The sequence below is a fragment of the Desulfobulbaceae bacterium DB1 genome (assembly GCA_001914235.1).
GTDB lineage: Bacteria > Desulfobacterota > Desulfobulbia > Desulfobulbales > SURF-16 > DB1.
Genome location: MQUF01000001.1, coordinates 125,649 through 144,966, shown reverse-complemented (window position 1 = coordinate 144,966; position 19,318 = coordinate 125,649). Strand labels below are relative to the sequence as shown.

Genomic DNA, 19,318 nt, shown 5'->3' with positions numbered 1-19,318 from the left:
CTAGTACATTGTATATGTTAAAGTTTCGGATAAAGCCGTTTTAGTTTTATTCGCGCATCATCTGTTCTAAACTGCCAATCAACCTTAGTCTGGCGGTTATTTCGATCAATGTTCCATGCCGCCACTTCAGCTCGCATCTTCTCGATACAATCAATCCGGCCTGCAAGGCATTGCCGCTTCAATACACTGAGTTCAATCTCTGCTATGTTCAGCCAACTCCCGTGTTTCGGGGTGTAGTGTATTTCAAGACGTTCCGCCAAGCCCCTGGCTTCTTCAGGTGGGAAAGCCGCATAGAGCGAGGCCGTGTCGTGTGTATTGAGGTTGTCCATGACCAAAACTACTTTCTTGGCATCGGCATAACGCTCTTCAAGCATCTCTTTGATGAAATGGGCCCAATCAATCCGTGTCCGCTGTTCAGTAATTTTTACCTTGCGCTTTCCCCCAAGCGGTTCTACCTCAAGTAATATGCTTGCGACCCCATTGCGAACATATTCATCATCCATCAGAACAGGATGGCCAGGGGCTGCCGGAATAGGCTCATGCACCTCCCCGATTAACTGTACACTCGATTCATCCATGCACACAACCGGGAATTCTTGACTATACGGACGCGCATAAACTTCGAGTATATCTTCCATTGCCGCTACAAAACTGGCGTTTTGATCCGGCGGTATCTTCCAGTATTTGCTTTGGTGAGGCTTAAGTTCATTTTTTTTAAAGTGTTACATACCGTCATCGGAGAAACACTCGTTACCATCTTCAGCTCGACCATTTTCTCAGCCAACAGACGTACTGTCCATCGATTTTTACCTTCTGGAGCATCCGAACATGCCAAAGCCAAAAGATGTGCTTCAAATTCTCCTCCGAATTGAATTTCTCGCGGAGGGGTCTCGCGCTCCTTACGTTCAAGGGCGGCAGAAAGACCTTCTTCAACAAATCGTTTCTTTAAGTGTTCTAAACTCCGCGTCGTTGTCCCTAAAGCTTCTGCGACCTGAGTGACAACCCACTTCGGTCCATGTTCCCCCGCATCAAGCAGAAGTAATGCTCGAGCATACAGTACGGTGCGGGCTGCCCTTTTCCCTTTAGTTGAAATAGCCTCCAAATCTTCCCGTTCCTCTTTTGTTAATGTCACTCTGTATCTTGGTGCCATGTCGTCCTCCTTGTATTTTGAAGACGACTATAACAAATATCACGCAAAAATACGAAAACTTAAATTTTACATTGTACTAGGCGGTTCCCAGAGGCTACCGAACCGTGGGCGGGTCAAGTCTGCCCTTAGCTCTTGGTCAGCATTTTTGAATTTTAAAAATGCAGGGGAGGAGGACGGTTGCCGCCTCCTCCCCTGCTCTCAGTCGACAGCGGTCGCCCGTTTATCACCCTTCATGTCCTTTTCAAAGAGACTGAAACCACGCTGCATGGCGCAGAAATCACCGCACATGGTGCAGGTTTTCGCGTCCCCCGGCACGCGGCCGGCCCGCACCTCGCGGGCCTTGTCCGGAAACATCAAAAGCCCCATGTGGTCGTCCCAGCGCATGTCGCGGCGGCTTAAGGCCACCTGCTTTTCATGCTCGCGCCGATCCGGGTACTTGGCGATATCGCCGATGCGGGCGGCGAGCCGGGTGGCGCGCACCCCTTCCCGCACATCGTCCTCGTTGGGCAGGGCAAGATGCTCGGCAGGCGTGATGTAGCAGATCAGGTCCGCCCCGTAACGGGCCGAATTGGCAGCACCAATGGCTGCGGTGATATGGTCGTAGCCCGCGCCGCTGTCCGCCGGCAACGGCCCCAGCACATAGTAGGGGGCCTTGCCGCTCATCCGTTTTTCCAGCATGATGTTGCCCTCGATTTCATCGAGCGGCACATGGCCCGGCCCCTCCACCATCATCTGGCAGCCCATTTCCCGGCCGAGTTCGGCCAGTTCGCAGTTGATGATCATCTCCGCCATCTGCGCCCGGTCGTGGCTGTCGTGGATGGCCCCGGCCCGGATGCCGTTGCCCAAAGAAAGCACGGCGTCATATTTTTTCATCAGGGAACAGACCCGGTCGAACTGCTCGTACAGGGGATTTTCCTTGTTGTGATACTCCATCCAGGAAACCATGAAGGTACCGCCCTTGGACACCAGCCCGCCGTAGCGGTAGCCCTGCTTGCGCAGCCGCTCGATGCTGAAGCGGTTGATGCCGCAATGAATGGCCATGAAGGAGATACCGTCCGCCAGTTGCCGCTCGATGAGCTCAAAAAGATATTCAGGGTCGAGCTTGTTCGGGTTGCGGTATTTTTTCGCCGCGTCGTGAAAGGCCTGATAGAGCGGCACATTGCCCACCGGCAGCGTGCAGCAGCCCAGTATTTCCCGCCGGACCAGATCAAGATCGCCGCCGGTGGAAAGCTCCATCAGGGTATCGGCCTTTTCCTCCTCGGCAATGCGCGCCTTGCGTTTTTCCAGTTCGATGTCATAGATGTCCGACGAGGTGCCGATGGAAGCGTTGACCTTGGTACGCAGGCCGGTGCCGATACCCACCGCCTTCTGCCCGTTGCGGGACGGGTTGCAGGGGATGACGATTTCTCCGGCGGCGACGAGAATACGGAGCTGCTCGGCGTCGATATTTTCATCGCAGGCCACCTGGCGCATCGGTTCGGTTATTTCGCCCTGGCGGGCGCGTTCAAGCTGGGTTTTCATGAAAAATTCCTTTGCAGTAATGATGAAAAAATGAACCACGGAGCGCGCAAAGCACACAGAGATTTTGTTTGCCATAAAAGAATTTCTCTGTGCCCTCTGCGCGCTCCGTGGTGAAAACGGGTTCAGTCATGGGGCAACAAAAAACCTGATTGCCGCGAGCAGGAGCACGGCCAAAACGGTGGTTGCCGCAAGCAACCGGTTGGCACGATTGATGTGACCTGACTTTGGCTCATGCAGCGGCTCGCCGATAAAGGGCTTTGCCAGCGGTTTGCCGAAATAGCTGTTCACCCCGCCCAACCGCAGGCCCAAGGCCCCGGCCACCGCCGCCTCGGTGTGGCCGGAATTGGGGCTGGCATGGGCCAGCCGGTCCCGCCGCAAGATGCGCCAGGCCCCTCTGCCGTTTTCGCCGAGCAAAAAGGCGGCCACCACCGCGATCAGCCCGGAAAGACGGGCGGGCAGGAAATTGGCTGCGTCGTCGAGCCGGGCCGCGGCCCAGCCGAAGCGCAGGTAGCGCTCGTTTTTATAGCCGAAGGTGGAATCCAGGGTATTGATCGCCTTATAAACAAGTGCCGCCACCGGCCCGCCGACAAAGGCATAGAAAAGCGGGGCGGTGACGCCGTCAACGATGTTTTCCGCCACGCTTTCCACCGTGGCCCGGACAATGCCCGCCTCGTCCAGCCCTTCCGTGTCCCGGCCGACGATCATCGCCACTTTGCGGCGCGCCATGGGGATATCTCCGGCATTCAGGGCGCGGGCCACGGCCCGGCTGTGGTCGGCCAGATCCCGGGCGGCAAAGCAGAAATAAAGCAGCAGCACGGCAACCGCGTCACCGGCCAGGGGATGAAAAAGGGCAGCCAGGCGGATAAGACCCCAGCCCGTCAGCCCGGTGCCGGTCAGGACCACGGCAACCGCCGCAATCCCGGCCAGCCGTTCATGAACGATAAGCCTGCGGCAGCCCTTTTCCGCCCAAGCGGCAAGCGCGCCGATCAACCGCACCGGATGGGGCAGAGAGCGCGGGTCGCCGAGCAGGGCATCGAGCAGCAGGGCGGCGATGATCTGGGAAAGAAGCGTCATCAGAGACCAAGCAGCCGGTAAATCGCTTTCATGTCAATCCCCCGGCGGACGATGTCGGCCAGCCGGTCAAAGGCGGGCTCCAAGTCATAGGCGGCCAGCACCCGCCCTTGGGGAGCAAGGCCGCGCCGCTCACGCAGGCGGTCGATGAACCAGCGGCGGAAGGGGTCGGCGTCAAAGATGCCGTGCAGATAGCTGCCCCAGACCATGCCGTTTGCCGAGGCGGCACAGATACGCTCCCCTTCCACCCCCGCAAGGATCTGACGCAGATTGGAGCTGGTGCGGCCATGATGGATCTCATAGCCGTGCACCGCAAGCCCGGATTCCTCATGCACCGCGCTGCGGCGGGTCAGGGTCTTATCCGGTTCCAGGGTGGTGGCGAGCGGCAGCAGGCCGAGGCCGGGAATGGTTTTGCCCGCTGACTCAAGCCCATGCGGGTCGTTGATATGACTCCCCAGCATCTGGAAGCCGCCGCAGATACCGGCAATCTCCACTCCGCCCTCCCCGGCCATGCGGCGGATGAGGTCAGCCAGACCGCTCTCCACCAGGTAATCGAGATCGGTCATGACATTCTTGCTGCCGGGCAGCAGAAGAGCCGCCACCTGCCCCCGCACCGCTTCCAGATCAGCGGGCTTTCTGATGATGCGCAGATGAACATCCGGCTCCGCCAGAAAGGGCTCGAAATCGGTAAAATTGGAGATATGGGGCAGATCGATCAGGGCAATCTCCACGTGATCGCCGGACGGCGCGCTTCTTTCATAAAGCCCGGCCTTGAAACCGACCGAATCCTCTTCCGGCAGCCCGAGCCCGGGCAGATACGGCACAACGCCCAGCACCGGCCGCCCCGTATGGGCCAGGGTATAGTCAAAGGCATCCTGCAGCAGCGATTCGGTGCCCCGAAAGCGATTGACGACAAAACCGGCCACCAGTTCCCGCTCCCATTCGGCCAGCACCTCCATGATGCCGACAAAGGAGGCAAAGACCCCGCCCCGGTCGATATCGCCCACCAGCAGCACCGGCGCACCGGCATAACGGGCCATGCGCATGTTGACGATGTCGTGATGCTTGAGGTTGACCTCGCCCGGACTGCCCGCCCCTTCCAGGATCACCGCGTCGTATTCCTGGGCCAGCGAGTCGTAGGCGGCGCACGCAGCCTGCCAGGCTCGCGGTTTGTAGGCGACGTACTGATTGATAGTCATATTGGCCACCGGCCGGCCGTTGACAATGACCTGACTGCCCACCTCGCTGGAGGGTTTCAGCAGCACCGGATTCATCCGCACGTCCGGATCAAGGCGAGCGGCCTGGGCCTGCACCACCTGGGCCCGCCCCATCTCCAGGCCGTCCCGGGTGACATAGGAGTTGAGCGACATGTTCTGGGCCTTGAACGGTGCCACCCGCAGCCCGTCCTGCAGGAGGATGCGGCAGAGCGCCGCGGTCAGCACCGATTTGCCGGCGTTGGAGGCAGTGCCCTGCAGCATGAGGCTGGGGGTGCGGCGCGACGGCGTCTTGCGGGGAGCGCCGTGCAAGAGTTTCTCCAGGGCCGCGACCAACTGCTCGTTGTCCTCCTCCCGCCGCACCGCCACGCGGAAAAAGAAAGAGCCGTTTTCCGGCAGACCGGAAAAATCCACCCCGCTGTCGTTGATTTCAATTGACTCGGCCCGCAACTTTTCCCGCAGCGTTGAGGCGGTCATTTTCCCGCCGTCAATGCGGATCAGCAGAAAATTGGCCTCCCCCGGAAAAACGGTCAGGCCGGGCAGGCGGGAAAGCTTTTCCGTCAGGCCTTGCCGCAATCGGGCCACCGTTTCCCGGCTCTCCGCGATGTATTTTGCATCGGCGAGAAAGGCCCGGCCCACCTCGGCGGCCATGGGGTTGCCGACGCAGGAGACGATCTGCTCCCGCAAGCGCGAACAGATCGTGGTGTCCGCGCAACAGAAACCGATGCGCAGGCCGGGCACGGCAAAGAATTTCGACAGCGACCGCACCACCAGCAGATTCGCCGCATCAACCCCGGCCAGGGAGTGATAGTCCGCGACAAAATCGGCTAAAGACTCATCCAGAACAAAAAAGGTCTCGGCACATTCATTCACCAGGCGCAGCAGCTCATCGCGGGGTATGGTGCGGCCGATGGGGTCGTTGGGCTGGCCGAGAAAGACAATTTCATCGCCCCGCAGCAGCGAGGCAAGTCGCCCGAGACGCGGACGGAAATCAGACTCGTCACCCAGAACCGGACAAACCGTTTCCATGCCCGCCCGGCGGCAGGCGGCGGCATACATCGCCGGGGCGGGCAGCGGGATAATGGCCCGCGGCCGGTCCAGAACCCGAGGAATGAGGGAAAGCAGTTCCGTGGCTCCGCAGCCCGTCACCACCCGTTTAGCCGCCACCCCCGGCTCTCCGGCAATGACCTGGGCCAGCGCCCCGTCCGACTGGTCGGGATACCGGCAAAGCAGTTCAACACTCCGGCTGATGATGCGGCGCAGGGTTTCCGGCGGGCCCAGCGGGTTTCCCATGAAACCGAAATCAATCACCGCGCCTTTAGCCTTTGCCCCATCTGCGGCTGTTCTCGACATTCTTTTTCCCCTGGCCTCTATTTATCCGCCTCGGACACCGCTGCTTCGGCAAAGGTGGCAATATCGGTGAGCACATGCACCGCCGCCTCCACCACGTTCATGGCCAGGGCGGCGCCGGTGCCCTCGCCCAGGCGCATGTTGAGATCAAGCAATGGTTCCACCCCGAGCCGCTGCTGCATGAGCCGATGGCCCGGCTCCATGCTGCGGTGGGCGGCGATGATATAGTCCCGCACCTCGGGCTTGAGGCCGTGGGCGATGAGCGCACCGGCCGTGGAAATAAAACCGTCCACCACCACCGGTTTCTTCTGGGCCGCGGCCCCGAGGATAATCCCCGCGATGCCGCCGATTTCAAAGCCGCCCACCCTGGCCAGCACATCCAGGGCATCATCCGGGTTCGGCCGGTTGACGGCAAGACTCCTTTTGATCACCCCGATCTTGTGTGTCAGCTGCTTGTCATCAAGGCCGGTGCCCCGGCCGCAGACGGTATCAACCTCGGCCCCGGTCAGGGCTGCGAGAATGGCGGTGCTGGGGGTGGTGTTGCCGATGCCCATGTCGCCGGTGCCGAAGATGTCGGTGTCCGGACCAAGCTGAGCGGCGATTTCAATCCCCGCCTCGATTGCCGCCACCGCCTGCTCCCGGCTCATGGCCGGACCTTCGGCAATGTTGGCCGTGCCGTGACCGATCTTACGGTCAATGATTTTTCCGGCTTGGGCGAGATGGCGCAAATCCGCCGCCACCCCCATGTCAACCACCACCACCCGGGCGCCGCACTGCCGGGCCAGGGCATTGATGCCCGCCCCGCCCCGCACGAAATTCGCCACCATCTGCGGCGTCACCTCCTGTGGGAATTTGCTTACCCCTTCGGCCACCACCCCATGGTCACCGGCCATGGTGATGATGGCCTTGCGCTTTACCGCCGGGGTCATGGACCGGGTCATGCCGGCCAGATCAAGGGCCAGATCCATCAGGCGGCCCAGTGACCAGTGCGGCAGGCAGAGATTATCGAGCCGCTGCCGGGCGTTCGCCCGCCATAAATCATCCTGCCTGGTGATCGAACCCATTGTTTTTTCAAGTAAATCCATACTGCCTCCCCGCAACCGGGCAAAAAAAATCCCCGGATCGTTCAAGAACGATCCGGGGATTTCCCAATTTTATCCACGAGACCACATGCCTCGATATCACCTCGTATCGAGCGCGCCATCCGATCCGGCAGGTATTCTGACTCCCGGTTCATCCTCCATTCACGCCTTCCCGCCCGCAGCTCTCTACGGGCAGTGGCACAATGCGAATATCGTCACCGGTCACAGCGGCGGGCCCGTCCCCGATTTGCACGGCGGTTCCCTGTCCTGATCGTATTTTCTGATTACATACTAGAACGTCACGGAAGAGTCAAGCCCGATGGCCGGGAAAAAATCCGGCGGCCTTCCCTGTTCCCTTCTCAATCCTTGACAGGGGGCTTCCGCTTCAGTACATTTTCAGGAGTCAGGAGTCAGGAGTCAGGAGTCAGGAGAGAACACACGACATGGAGCCGCTATGAACGAAAACTGCCTGTTCTGCAAAATCATCAAGGGTGACATCCCCGCCAAGAAAATTTACGAGGACGACGAGGTTCTGGCCTTCTGGGATATCGCTCCCCAGGCACCGAAGCATTTTCTCGTCATCCCCAAAAAACATATCAGCGGCCCGGCCGCCATGACCGAAGAGGATGAGCAGCTCATCGGCAAGGTGATACGGGTCGGCGCGGCCATTGCCGGGGAAAACGGCATCGGCGACGACTTCCGGGTGGTCTTCAACAACGGGGCGGGCGCGGGCCAGACGGTTTTCCACATCCACATGCATATCCTCGGCGGCCGAGCCATGAACTGGCCGCCGGGCTGAGCATGGCTCCCGATGCAATTGCCGCAAGCACCACCGGGGTTATCCTGGCAGGCGGGGCAAGCTCGCGTTTCGGCAGCAACAAGGCCCTGGCCATGCTGGACGGCCGCCCGATCATCGTCCATGCGGCCGACGTTCTGTCACAGATTTTCACCCACTTGCTGCTGGTGACTAACACCCCGGAAACCTACCGTTTTCTCGGCTGGCCCATGGCAGGCGATATCCATCCGGGCCAGGGCCCCCTGGCCGGCATCCACGCCGCCCTGCAGACCATACAAACCGAGCAGGCATTTGTCGTCGCCTGCGACATGCCCCGCATCAACGCGGGACTCATCACCTCTCTCTGCAACATGCCGGGCGATTGGGACGTCGCCCTTCCCTGGCTCCAGACAGGCCCGGAACCGCTCTTTGCCGTCTACCGCAAAAGCTGTCTGCCCGTTATTGAAAAACAACTGGCCGCGGGACAGGGTAAAATACGGCTTGCTTTGCAGCAACTGAATTTGCTCAAGATAAGTGAAACGGAAATCCTTCCTTTGACCTGCGACCTCCTTACCTTTCACAACATCAACCGGACGGATGATCTCAAGATTCTCCTGGAGAAAGAACGTGACAGCTGACAATGACCTGACCCTGAAAAAGGCGCAGCGACTGATCGCAAGTCATGTCAAAGGCGGGAAGAAAGAGGTGGTCAGCCTTCTTGACGGCCTGGACAGGTGCGCCTTTGCCGACATCCGCTCCCCTCTGCCGGTTCCCCATTTCCGTCAAGCCACCATGGACGGCTTTGCCGTAAAAGCCTCCGTTCTCAAAGGGGCAGGCCCATGGCAACTTCCCATTGCCGGAGAAATCGCCGCAGGCCGCATCGACATTCCAAACCAAAGGAAAAATGAAGCATACCGGATCATGACAGGCGGCACTGTGCCTGACCGGGTGGATCAGGTCATCCCCCAGGAATGGTGCAAAACAGACAACGGCACGGATAACCTGCTGAAAAAGCCAACACAGACCTGGTTAAAATAGAAAAAGAACTACAAAGACAAAAATGGGTCTGTTTTAAAAACGGCTTTGCTTTTTCAGTCAGAGTTGATCCGTTTGTTAGGCGTTCGCTCGTTATTAATTTAGGCATTATTCCAAGATAATAAGATTTCTTTCCTGAGTAAAACAAAGACTATCAATGAAATTAGTTCCATTATTACTGTAAATGCAATTATATCCAGGATGGAAAAATCATAAACAAATCCCATAATAGTGCTTCCAGCAAACAAGGCCACTCCGTATATTGTATTAAAGATACCATAGGCAAATCCTCGATGTTCTATGGAAACTAAATCGGCAATTGCCGCTCGCATTATCGTTTCATGTACTCCCATCACCGCACCCCAAAGCAAAGCGGTTATGATTGCCATATTGTAACTATTAGAAAATGCCAGGAATGGAATAGGAAGCGTGAGCAAGGGAATCGTTATCAGCGTTTTCAGTCCGACTTTATCATATGTTTTCCCGATAACAAGGGCTACCAATGCATCCATTCCCATTGCAATTGCATAAAATATTGGAATCTGGGTTTCTGATACAACTGATTGAATCTTAAAATGGTAAGAGATTATTTGAAAATTGACAAATCCTGCTACACTAAAAAAGGTGAATAGAGCGTAGAACCAAAATGTCCTTGAAAGTTTTTTTTTGCCGTCTGCTTTTTTTTGACCATCTGTATTACGGGATGTTTCAAGTGCTACTGGAGAGGGAATTTTATTTCTTGCTAACAGAAGAATTACTAGACACAAAACAGCAGGTATCCATAAAATGGTAAACCCTCCAAGATAACCACCTTTAAGAAAAAAAACAGCAGAAAATATCAAAGGTCCTATAATGGCTCCAATCTGGTCAAGCGCTTCATGTAGACCGAAACCAAAACCTCGCCCAACTTGTTTTGTAGTGTGGGAAAGAATTGCATCCCTTGCTGGAGTTCTTATTCCTTTTCCTATGCGCTCCATGATGATAAGGAGAGCTGCTATTTCCCAATGATCGGTAAGCGCTACAAGGGGAATGGCGCAAAGCAATCCATAACCTGCGATTGTTATAGACCAATATTCTTTAGTGCGGTCTGCAACATAGCCAGAAATCAAACGTAATGTATATCCGATTAATTCGCCAAGTCCTGCTACTAAACCAACAATGGAAGCGCTTGCACCCAACATGGCTAAATAAGGGCCGCTAATACTTCTTGCGCCTTCATATGTTATGTCTCCAAACAGGCTGACAAATCCCATGAGGATAATAAATTGTAAGGCTATTTTCTTGCCTTTATTTAAACTGGATGCTGAATTTTGTTTGGATTGCTTCATAAAAGATATGCCGCTTTATTGTATTTACGCCCAACGCCAAGGGTAACCAGCGGCGGCCACTGAACTACGCCCGAAGAACGCTGCTCCCCGCCGTCTGCGTTGACCCTTTTGTTCGGCAGTTTTATTTATACTCTGACCAGCTTCATTAGGGGTTCAAAAGAATATAAAGCTGGTCTTCTTCCAGAGGCTTCTTCTATTGTCCTTAAAAGACTCTTCTCCAATAATACTCTTGTGAATCTTGCGGCACTTGCGGCAGGGATGCCACTATGCGTTGTAAATTTGTTGTTTCTAAATACTGGATTTGTAAACACAAAATCCAATGCATTAACACTCCATTTGGAAGAAAGGGCATCTGAAAAAATAGTTTTCATTTCTTCGTAAAGAGATCGTATATTTTCAGCAATGGCCAGATTCTTAATAGCCTGCTGTTCAACGGCTTTTAGAAAAAAAGAGCACCAATTTTCCCACTCGCCATACGCTGACACTCTTTTCATTGTATCAATATAAATGTCTTTATTGTCTTCCAGGTATCCACTTATATAAAAATGAGGCGCAGATATTGTTCCAGAAGCCCAGAGCATTAAGGTGATCAGCATTCGACCAATTCTCCCATTACCATCTTTAAACGGATGTAGTGCCTCGAATTCAATATGAGTAATACCAGTTTTTATTAACGATGGATGCGTGCTTTGATCTATATATTGAAATAATTTATCTAATCCTTCCTGTAGTTTTTCTGGAGAAATCGGGACAAACAATATTTCTTTCTTTAATTTATCTGCTAAATAATTTTGTTCATTCTTTAACTCACCTGGAGATTTTGTAGCGCCTCGCCCAAACGATAACAGTCGTTGATGAATACCTTTTACCAGTGATTGGGACAATGGATAGCCATCCTCCATCGCTTTTTGTGTTGCTATCAAAGCTCTTTGATAGAGAATTGTTTCGATAACTTCTGACCTTACACCTACTGTATTCCCGGTTTCAGTATCATAGTCAGCCTCATATTTAAGAATTTCATCCATGGTACTTATTGTGCCTTCCATTCTTGAGGAGATTACAGCTTCTTGATTACGCAAAGGAGCGAGCAATATTTCGCTATTATGCATATTTTTTAACATTTGGTCATAACGAGCTACAGCATCAGTTGCTTTTATTAGTGGCTCTACGAATTGACCATAATCCAAGTTTTGCGGAGGAAATTTGTCATAATGATAGTTGACAGCGTTTTCAAAATTGAGATCCATATTTTTACCTCTCTTGTCTGTTGTGGTTAATATTTTTAAACACTTTAATCACAACAGGGTTACGGGTCAATATTTTTGTTTTTCCGAGAGACAAAGCGGGTAGGCGCGAAAAAATTCACAACAAAATGGGTTGACTATCATTTTTTTGATAATTTGAGAGACAAGGCTTGTAGGTATAAAACAATTCCTCTCAAAACGGTTTGTCTCTCATTTTTTACGTTGCGTGAATAACAAGGTGGACATTCCGGCAATTTGGGGACTTGAGAGCCGAACCCTTTTATTTCTATTTCGGCATGTCCTCGAAAAAGAGTTTCCAAAAGTTGAAGGCATCGTCCGGGCCAAGCGTAAACCGTACATCCCCGTTGTCTTATCTCGGGAGGAAATTGACAGAATCGTCGCTAATGCCGAGCATCCTTACGCTCTGGTCATCAAACTGCTTTACGGTTGCGGCTTACGACTTTCGGAATGCATGAACCTTCGAGTACAGAATTTCAATTTTGACTTCGGTGTCCTTACCATCCATGACGGTAAGGGACAAAAAGACAGAACAGTCCCTTTGCCGGAAGCACTTATTCCAGAACTCAAAAAACAGCTCGAAACCGTGGTTTTTCTCCATCAAAACGATTTGGATTCAGGCTACAATGGGGTGTTCCTCTATCAGCCCGTTGAAAAACCCTGTTGTGGCCATTGATTGAGATTGAATGAATCGGCCGATCGGGTAAAATGTCGTGACAACTCATCACACAACAGGGGTTTTTCTTCATGGCCATCGGTAAACGCAAAAAACATAAACAGCTCCCGCTCTGGATCGCCCATAGCGACCTGGCCCCACGCGGTGGCCATCCCTTTTACACCCGCCTCAACCGTCTTTTTGATGACGATGGATTTGACGTCTGGCTGGAACAGGAATGTGCCCCCTTTTTCTCGGAAGCAGGTCGTCCCTCGATTCCTCCAGGTGTCTACTTCCGCATGCTCTTTGTCGGCTACCTGGAAGGGTTTCAGTCCGAACGCAGCATTGCCTGGCATTGCAGTGACAGGATGTCGTTGCGGGAGTTCCTCGGCTATCAGATTCACGAAAAAACGCCGGATCATTCAAGTTTCACCATCTGGCGGCAACGATTGCCGCTGGAGCTGTACACCAAGGTTTTCCAGCGTATCCTCTGCATTGTCCATCAACACGGGCTGATCGATGCATACGCGACTGGTGTCGACTCGACAACCATTGAAGCCAATGCCTCTCTGCGGCGTCTGGCGCGAAAAGATACCGGTTCCTCCTACACCGACTATGTCAAAACGTTGATGCGCGAGGCAGGTCAAGAGCCAGGTGATGCCGCCGACGTTGCCCGTTTCGACAGGAAACGCACAGGCAAGAAACTTTCCAATCGCGAGTGGCAATCGGAAACCGATCCCGACGCCCGTATCGCCAAGATGAAGAATGGCACGACCCATCTTGCCTACAAGGCGGAACATGCGGTCGATCTTGCCACCGGGGCCATGCTGGGCGTCGTGGTGCATCCGGCTGATCAGGGCGATACGGCAAGCATCGAGGAGACGCTGGAACAAGTCGAGGAGAACCTTGCCGTTCTCGGTGACGAAGCGCCGGAACTGCTGTGCGTGGTTACCGACAAAGGATACCACAAGGCGGAGTTGATCAGGAAACTCAATGCCGACAAAGGGATCACCACCTACATTCCGGAGCGGCAGAGCGAACAGAGACGAAGTTGGCATGGCGACAAAGAGGCCTGCCGGGAATTTCACGGCAATCGCCGCCGCACTCGGGGAGACCACGGAAAACAGTTGTCCCGTCGGCGTTCCGAGATTGTGGAACGAAGTTTTGCCATGCTCAAGCGAGGTGGCAATCTTGCCCGGATGACGCTTCGCGGTCTGGAAAATGTCAGTAAACGCTACCTGATTCATGCCGCTGCCTACAATTTGGGACTTCTCATGCGGGTAATCTTTGGACAGGGCACCCCGAAAGGGATGGCCGATGTCCTGCGGCGTCTTATTTTGGGTATTTTTGCCATTTTTGCCACTGTTTTTGCCCTGCTACTGCCCGAAATATTGATCAGGCAGAGGTCTTTTTTGAAAATGACGGACTTTTCATACGGCTGTCGGTTGCGGCCGCTGTTTTTCGAAATTTAAGTTTTTTCAACGGGCTGCTATGGATTACTGGAAAAGAAATATAAGAATGCGGCCAAAGAGTTGGTGTGGCAGTGGTTTTTCCCGGCCAAGGAATTAACCTTGGTTCCTGAGACAAAAGAATTCAGGCGGTATCATCTGCACGACAGCCATGTGCAAAAGGCGATTACAGGGGCTGTGCGACTGGCAAAAATCCCAAAGCGGGCTACGGCGCATACGTTTCGGCATAGTTTCGCCAGCCATCTCCTACAGGCAAATTATGACATTCGCACAATTCAGGAGCTCCTGGGGCACAGCGATGTGCGGACCACCATGATCTATACCCATACCGTGAAGAGCCAAACGATCAAAGAGGCCAGGAGCCCGCTCGATTTCTGAGTCTGCTGACAATCCTGTGATGTCCGCCATGGATACCTAGACACCATGGCCCCAATTAATTATGAAGCTCAGAAGCTATCTTCAAAAAACTTATCACAAAAATCGTTGGATTTGAAATTGAAATTCAGGCAGATGACCAGAGGGTATAAGCAGGCCGGTAGATGAAAGATAGAGGGTGTAAAATAGTTTGTGTAAATGGCTATGACTGAGTAAGTCAAAAAACTACCCTTTAAAAAGGAGCTCATATGGCCATTGATAAAGAAATTTTGGATCGTTTACTTGCCGACTACAATTACCAGAAGCCCGAAGAACTGATCGGTGAAAACGGGCTGCTCAAGCAGCTCACCAAGGCCTTACTGGAGCGGGCGTTACAGGCGGAAATGACCGTCCACCTGGGCCACGAAAAACATGGAACCATCGTCACCAAAGGCGGTAATGCCCGAAATGGTAACTCTGCAAAGACCATCAAGGGCGACTTCGGTAAAATGCCGATTGAGGTCCCGCGCGACCGCGACAGCAGTTTCGATCCGGTCATCATTCCCAAAGGGCAAACCCGCTTTCCCGGCTTTGACGACAAGATTATCTCTCTCTACTCCCGAGGGATGACTACCAGGGAGATTCAGGGGCACTTGGAAGACATTTACGGAGTTGATGTCTCTCCCACCCTGATTTCAACGGTCACCGATGCCGTTGCTGACGAGGTTAAAGTTTGGCAAAATCGCCCGTTGGACCCCATTTATCCCATTGTTTACATGGACGCTATCCGGGTTAAGGTGCGCGACAATGGGCATGTTAAGAACAAGGCGGTCTATCTGGCTATTGGCATCACCATGGACGGCGTCAAGGATGTCCTGGGAATGTGGGTTGCCGAAAACGAGGGCGCCAAGTTCTGGTTGCAGGTAGTGACTGAGCTAAGAAACCGTGGCGTGCAGGATATTTTCATTGCCTGCGTCGATGGCCTCAAGGGTTTTCCTGAAGCCATTGAGACGGTTTTCCCCTTCACCCAGGTCCAGCTCTGTCTCGTCCACATGGTGCGCAATTCCCTGAAATATGTCTCATGGAAACAGCGCAAAGAGGTGGCTGCGGATCTCAAGGCCATTTACCAATCGCCAACAGCCGAGCAGGCCGAAATGGAACTGATGACCTTTGAAGAAAAATGGGACAAAACGCATCCGTCCATCGGCCAATCCTGGCGAAGAAATTGGGAAAGAATCACCCCATTTTTTGCGTATTCGCCCGAGATACGCAAGGTGATATATACCACCAATGCTATTGAGTCGTTGAACATGTCACTGCGCAAAGTTACCAAGAACCGGGGTTCATTTCCCAATGACGAGTCGATGCTTAAACTGCTTTACATGGCGCTGAACAATATCGCCAAAAAATGGACTATGCCAATCAGAGACTGGAAGGCTGCCTTGAACCGCTTTTCAATCTTGTTCGGCGACAGAATGCCTGCATATTGAAAATTAAAAATGAAAACCATTTACACAAAATTCTTTACAGGCCCGAAAGATATCCACCGGCGGTCTCAATCAAAATGAAAATAGGGAACTTGAGATGTATCCTGCCTTGGTAAAGGAAATAATGGTTCTTATTCAGATTCCTTCTGTCAAGATTTTTCATTATCTTCCACGAACAATACCAAACGAAAACGTATTAGGAAGCGAAGTATTTTCCCCCACACTTTCAGCAGACAATCACCACTGCGGTGATATTATCCTTGCCGCCGGCTTCATTGGCGCACCGGACCAGCGTGTCGCAGGCGATCTCCGCGGTCGCCGACTCTTCGAGTATCCGCTCTATTTCGTCATCCTCCACCATGCTCCACAGTCCGTCGGAACAAAGGAGAATCCTGTCGCCGGTCCGGATCGGCACCTGATGAAATTCAGGATCCTCGGGAAAGGCAAAGCCGATGCCGCGGGTGACGATATTGCGAGCCAACCCCGCTGCGCCATGCGCCAGGCCCGCAGTCTGCTCCGCCACCAGCGAATGGTCGGTGGTGACCTGAACCAGGCCGTTGCCGTCGTCAACATAGGCCCGCACATCGCCGACATGACAAAAATACGCGCTGTCGCCGTCCACCAGGCAGGCAACAAGGGTGCATCCCATGCCCTGCAATGCCGGATCTTCCGCCCCCATTTCCATCACCCTGTCATTGGTCTGGTGAAAGCCGGCAATCAGCCCGTGCTGGATGGCCGCCGGATTGCCGCGAATCTGCCGGATCTTTTCCTCGGAAAAAAAGGTGGCGAGACACTCGATCGCCACTCTGCTGGCAACTTCACCCGCCCTGTGGCCGCCCATGCCGTCGGCCACCAGGAAAATATTTCTTTCCAGCAGAATGGCAAAGTTGTCTTCATTGTTCCTGCGGACCATGCCGGTATCCGTTCTGCCGAAACAGACAAGACCTTTTGGGGCGGTTTGAAAAAATTTTCTCAAAAAACCAAACATGCTTTCTCCATTATTCCAGATCCCGGACCATTGTAAATCTTCTTGTGCGGAAAACAGATCGACTTTTTTCCAGTTCGTCAAACATCAGCGGCTGCGCAACGCCGACGGCACCCCGTCATCAAACTCAAGCTGATAAATAAGGGTCCACAGCACAATTGCCCCATCCTGCCGGCCGCACAGAAAGGTATGGGCGCGCGGCCCGCCGGCCAGACTGCATACCCCGTCGCCCCTGGCATCAAGGATATGGATACACTTGCCGCTTTGCCAGTTCCACAGCTTGATGATATCGTCCTCGTAGCCGGTAACCAGTGTCTGATCGTCGGCAAGAAGAAGAACGGAGGTGATCGTATCCTCATGCTTGTCCATGGACTGCAGACACCTGCCGCTCCTGCAGTCCCAAACCCGCACCACCCTGTCGCCGCTGATGCTGGCGATTTTCGCTCCGTCGCGGCTGACCGACAGGGACGATACCGGCAGGGCATGGGCGGCAACTTCCCGCAGGCAGTCGCCTCCTTGCCCGTCATAAAAACGGAGGGAACCGTCTTCGTTGCCCGCGACAAACCGAGCGTCCTCAATGCAGACGAGACAGCGAACACCGCTGCCCGCCTCGGTGATTTGCTTTATTTTGCCGCCGGCGGAAGAAAGCAGAACAATGCCGCCGCTGCCGAGACCGACCAGCAACTGTTTGCCGTCCGGCAGGAAGGTCAGGGCTGTCACCGGTCCTTTGCCGCAGGCCACGCTTTTCTGCTCGCCGCTTCTGAAAAAGCGGAGAACCACCTCCCCGTCTTGCTGCCCAATGGCAAGCGTGGATGAATTTGCCGCAACGGCGGTAACCTGCGCCCTGGTTTGGGCAAAAGGGACTGCCATCTTTCTTTCACCGACGCTGCGCACATACACCTTTTTGCCGGAGGAAGCGGAAAAAACCAGCCGCCGTTCCGGGACGGAGGCCATGAACCATGCCGGTCCTTCATCCGCTTCCGCCTCATGGGTGATAACCCGCTGGACGGCGGACAGGACGCTTTTTTTGCCTTCCGGCAGCAGCTGTTCGTAAATCTTGTAATAAAATTTGTCTTTTTTGAAGCGCTCGTTTCCCCAGCTGACCATCAGGGTGTCATAGCACTGGGTCAAGCGCCGGCTCTGCAACAGGGTGAGAATATTATGGTGCACCGAACGGCGCAGCTGGGCCTCGCGGAAAATCTCCATCGGCGCCTTGGGAAAACACAGGCGCAGCTCCGGCTCCCGTTTTCTGGCGGTTTTCAGCATCTCCTCGCCGCGCTCGACACATTCCCCGATTTCCTTTTCCAGCTTGTCGAACAAATCAAGCGAGGGAAACCGTTTTTTGCAGGCCTCCACTCGCCGCAGCAAGCGATCCGGACTTTCATTGCTTTTGCACCAGCGCAACATCAAGAAATTATAAAGGGCTTCCGGCAGGGTGTCGTTTATCTCCAGGGTACGGGACAGATAATTTTCCGCCTGCCGGTACTTTCCGAGTTCAGCCAGTGAAACCGCGCGATTGTTCCAGTTTTCCGCCCGCATGTCGATTTTTTCCATGATGGCATAGGGGCAGGAAACCTGAAAAAGCTCCAGATAAACCTGGTTCAGCGCTTCCTTGAGCTCGCCAAAATGCGGGTAGCGATCATCCGGTTGATAAGCAACGCTTTTTTTCAGGATTGTCTTCAGGCTTTCCGGCAGTTTGATCGCCGGATCGGCGGCCTCGGGCTCCGGGCAATTCCCCTGGGCATTATGCTTATAGGGTCTTTTGCCGCAGAACATCATCCACAGGCAGAGGCCGAAGGAAAAGATGTCGGTCCGCCTGTCCACCCGATGGGCGTTGCGCAACTGTTCGGGCGATGCATAATTCGGGGTGCCGCGGAAGCCGACCGTGGCATCCGCGGATTGGACGCCGGGCAAGGTCGTTCCTTCGGCTTCCTTTTCCGTACCCTTGATGGCGCGGAGGATGCCGAAATCGGTAATTTTGACCAGGCCGTCCTTGGAAAGCAGGATATTCTGCGGCTTGATGTCGCGATGAATAAAACCCTTGGTGTGCGTATATTCCATGCCGTTGCAGAACTGCACGGCAATGGAAAGAGCGGTCCGCATATCCCGGCACCGCCCGCGGTTGATCCATTCATCCAGGGTGCCGCCGGACACATATTCAATAAAGATATGGGGAATAGCTGAAAAACTGCGGACATAATAACAGCAGGCGATGTTCGGATGCAGGCCCAAACGGACCCAGCCGTTGGCCTCCCGGAGAATGCGCTGCAATCCCTCCCGGTCGGCCCATACTTCCGGCCTGGGCGCCTTGATGGCCATCCAGATGCCCCAGCCCAGATGCTCGGCAATATAAACCTTGCCCATGGCGCCGCTGAAGATGCGATCGATCCGATAGCGGTCGTCGATAACCTCTCCGGGCAGCCAGTTCAGCCCAACCGCGGCATCAGCATCGCCCTGACCGGGCAGAACCTGGGTGAGATCGACGGAGGGCGCCTTGTCCTGAACCGACTTGCCGCTCGCGCCCTGGCTATCCTTTTTAAAAAAGCGACTCAGCATAACGGGTTGAAATCTCCGCTCCGG

At 54.2% G+C, this 19,318-nt stretch carries 16 protein-coding genes, 1 pseudogene and 1 riboswitch; of the genes and pseudogenes, 7 read left to right on the top strand and 10 right to left on the bottom strand.

The window, feature by feature from the left end:
* Nucleotides 1-17: 17 nt before the first annotated feature.
* The 6 genes from BM485_00695 to BM485_00670 form a co-directional block, all read right to left on the bottom strand.
* A complete protein-coding gene (locus BM485_00695) occupies nt 18-638 on the bottom strand; it encodes an IS630 family transposase (GenBank protein OKY77062.1) in 621 nt (206 codons plus the stop codon).
* 5 nt (nt 639-643) lie between these two features.
* On the bottom strand, nt 644-1,150 hold the full coding sequence (locus BM485_00690) for an IS630 family transposase (protein OKY77061.1): 507 nt from the start codon (nt 1,148-1,150) through the stop codon (nt 644-646).
* Nucleotides 1,151-1,348: 198 nt separating this feature from the next.
* Nucleotides 1,349-2,671 (bottom strand): phosphomethylpyrimidine synthase, encoded by a 1,323-nt coding sequence (locus BM485_00685; protein OKY77071.1) that lies wholly within the window; start codon nt 2,669-2,671, stop codon nt 1,349-1,351.
* 126 nt (nt 2,672-2,797) lie between these two features.
* Nucleotides 2,798-3,745 (bottom strand): cobalamin biosynthesis protein CobD, encoded by a 948-nt coding sequence (locus tag BM485_00680; GenBank protein OKY77060.1) that lies wholly within the window; start codon nt 3,743-3,745, stop codon nt 2,798-2,800.
* Nucleotides 3,745-6,309, bottom strand: coding sequence for a cobyric acid synthase CobQ (locus BM485_00675; protein OKY77059.1), 2,565 nt, complete (start codon nt 6,307-6,309; stop codon nt 3,745-3,747). The genes BM485_00680 and BM485_00675 overlap by 1 nt, the downstream gene beginning before the upstream one ends.
* 17 nt (nt 6,310-6,326) lie before the next feature.
* Nucleotides 6,327-7,391, bottom strand: coding sequence for a nicotinate-nucleotide--dimethylbenzimidazole phosphoribosyltransferase (locus tag BM485_00670; GenBank protein ID OKY77070.1), 1,065 nt, complete (start codon nt 7,389-7,391; stop codon nt 6,327-6,329).
* 108 nt (nt 7,392-7,499) lie between these two features.
* A riboswitch (cobalamin riboswitch) is annotated at nt 7,500-7,699 on the bottom strand.
* Between the two features lie 143 nt (nt 7,700-7,842).
* Here BM485_00670 and BM485_00665 point away from each other — a divergent pair.
* Genes BM485_00665 through BM485_00655 form a run of 3 tightly spaced genes read left to right on the top strand, consistent with a single transcriptional unit; the run spans nt 7,843 to nt 9,201 of the window.
* Nucleotides 7,843-8,187, top strand: a complete 345-nt coding sequence (locus BM485_00665) for a histidine triad nucleotide-binding protein (GenBank protein ID OKY77058.1) — start codon at nt 7,843-7,845, stop codon at nt 8,185-8,187.
* Between the two features lie 2 nt (nt 8,188-8,189).
* Nucleotides 8,190-8,801, top strand: a complete 612-nt coding sequence (locus BM485_00660) for a hypothetical protein (protein OKY77057.1) — start codon at nt 8,190-8,192, stop codon at nt 8,799-8,801.
* Nucleotides 8,791-9,201: a hypothetical protein gene (locus BM485_00655; protein ID OKY77056.1), complete on the top strand. Its 411-nt coding sequence runs from the start codon at nt 8,791-8,793 to the stop codon at nt 9,199-9,201. The genes BM485_00660 and BM485_00655 overlap by 11 nt, the downstream gene beginning before the upstream one ends.
* Before the next feature lie 98 nt (nt 9,202-9,299).
* Here BM485_00655 and BM485_00650 read toward each other — a convergent pair whose 3' ends face one another.
* The gene (locus tag BM485_00650; GenBank protein OKY77055.1) at nt 9,300-10,526 is read right to left on the bottom strand and encodes an MFS transporter; all 1,227 of its coding nucleotides are present in this window, start codon (nt 10,524-10,526) and stop codon (nt 9,300-9,302) included.
* Nucleotides 10,527-10,651: 125 nt separating this feature from the next.
* Nucleotides 10,652-11,773 (bottom strand): cell filamentation protein Fic, encoded by a 1,122-nt coding sequence (locus tag BM485_00645; GenBank protein ID OKY77054.1) that lies wholly within the window; start codon nt 11,771-11,773, stop codon nt 10,652-10,654.
* A gap of 235 nt (nt 11,774-12,008) precedes the next feature.
* Here BM485_00645 and BM485_00640 point away from each other — a divergent pair, with 235 nt between their 5' ends.
* The 4 genes and pseudogenes from BM485_00640 (at nt 12,009) to BM485_00625 (ending at nt 15,756) form a co-directional block, all read left to right on the top strand.
* On the top strand, nt 12,009-12,464 hold the full coding sequence (locus BM485_00640) for a hypothetical protein (protein OKY77053.1): 456 nt from the start codon (nt 12,009-12,011) through the stop codon (nt 12,462-12,464).
* Between the two features lie 71 nt (nt 12,465-12,535).
* Nucleotides 12,536-13,915, top strand: coding sequence for a hypothetical protein (locus BM485_00635; protein ID OKY77052.1), 1,380 nt, complete (start codon nt 12,536-12,538; stop codon nt 13,913-13,915).
* Nucleotides 13,916-13,942: 27 nt separating this feature from the next.
* Nucleotides 13,943-14,290: pseudogene (locus BM485_00630) on the top strand (integron integrase).
* Nucleotides 14,291-14,535: 245 nt separating this feature from the next.
* Nucleotides 14,536-15,756: an IS256 family transposase gene (locus tag BM485_00625; GenBank protein ID OKY77051.1), complete on the top strand. Its 1,221-nt coding sequence runs from the start codon at nt 14,536-14,538 to the stop codon at nt 15,754-15,756.
* Nucleotides 15,757-15,979: 223 nt separating this feature from the next.
* On the opposite strand, the gene BM485_00620 is transcribed toward BM485_00625, so the two are convergent.
* Nucleotides 15,980-16,741: a hypothetical protein gene (locus BM485_00620; protein OKY77050.1), complete on the bottom strand. Its 762-nt coding sequence runs from the start codon at nt 16,739-16,741 to the stop codon at nt 15,980-15,982.
* A gap of 84 nt (nt 16,742-16,825) precedes the next feature.
* Nucleotides 16,826-19,294, bottom strand: coding sequence for a hypothetical protein (locus BM485_00615; GenBank protein ID OKY77049.1), 2,469 nt, complete (start codon nt 19,292-19,294; stop codon nt 16,826-16,828).
* Nucleotides 19,295-19,318 lie beyond the last annotated feature (24 nt).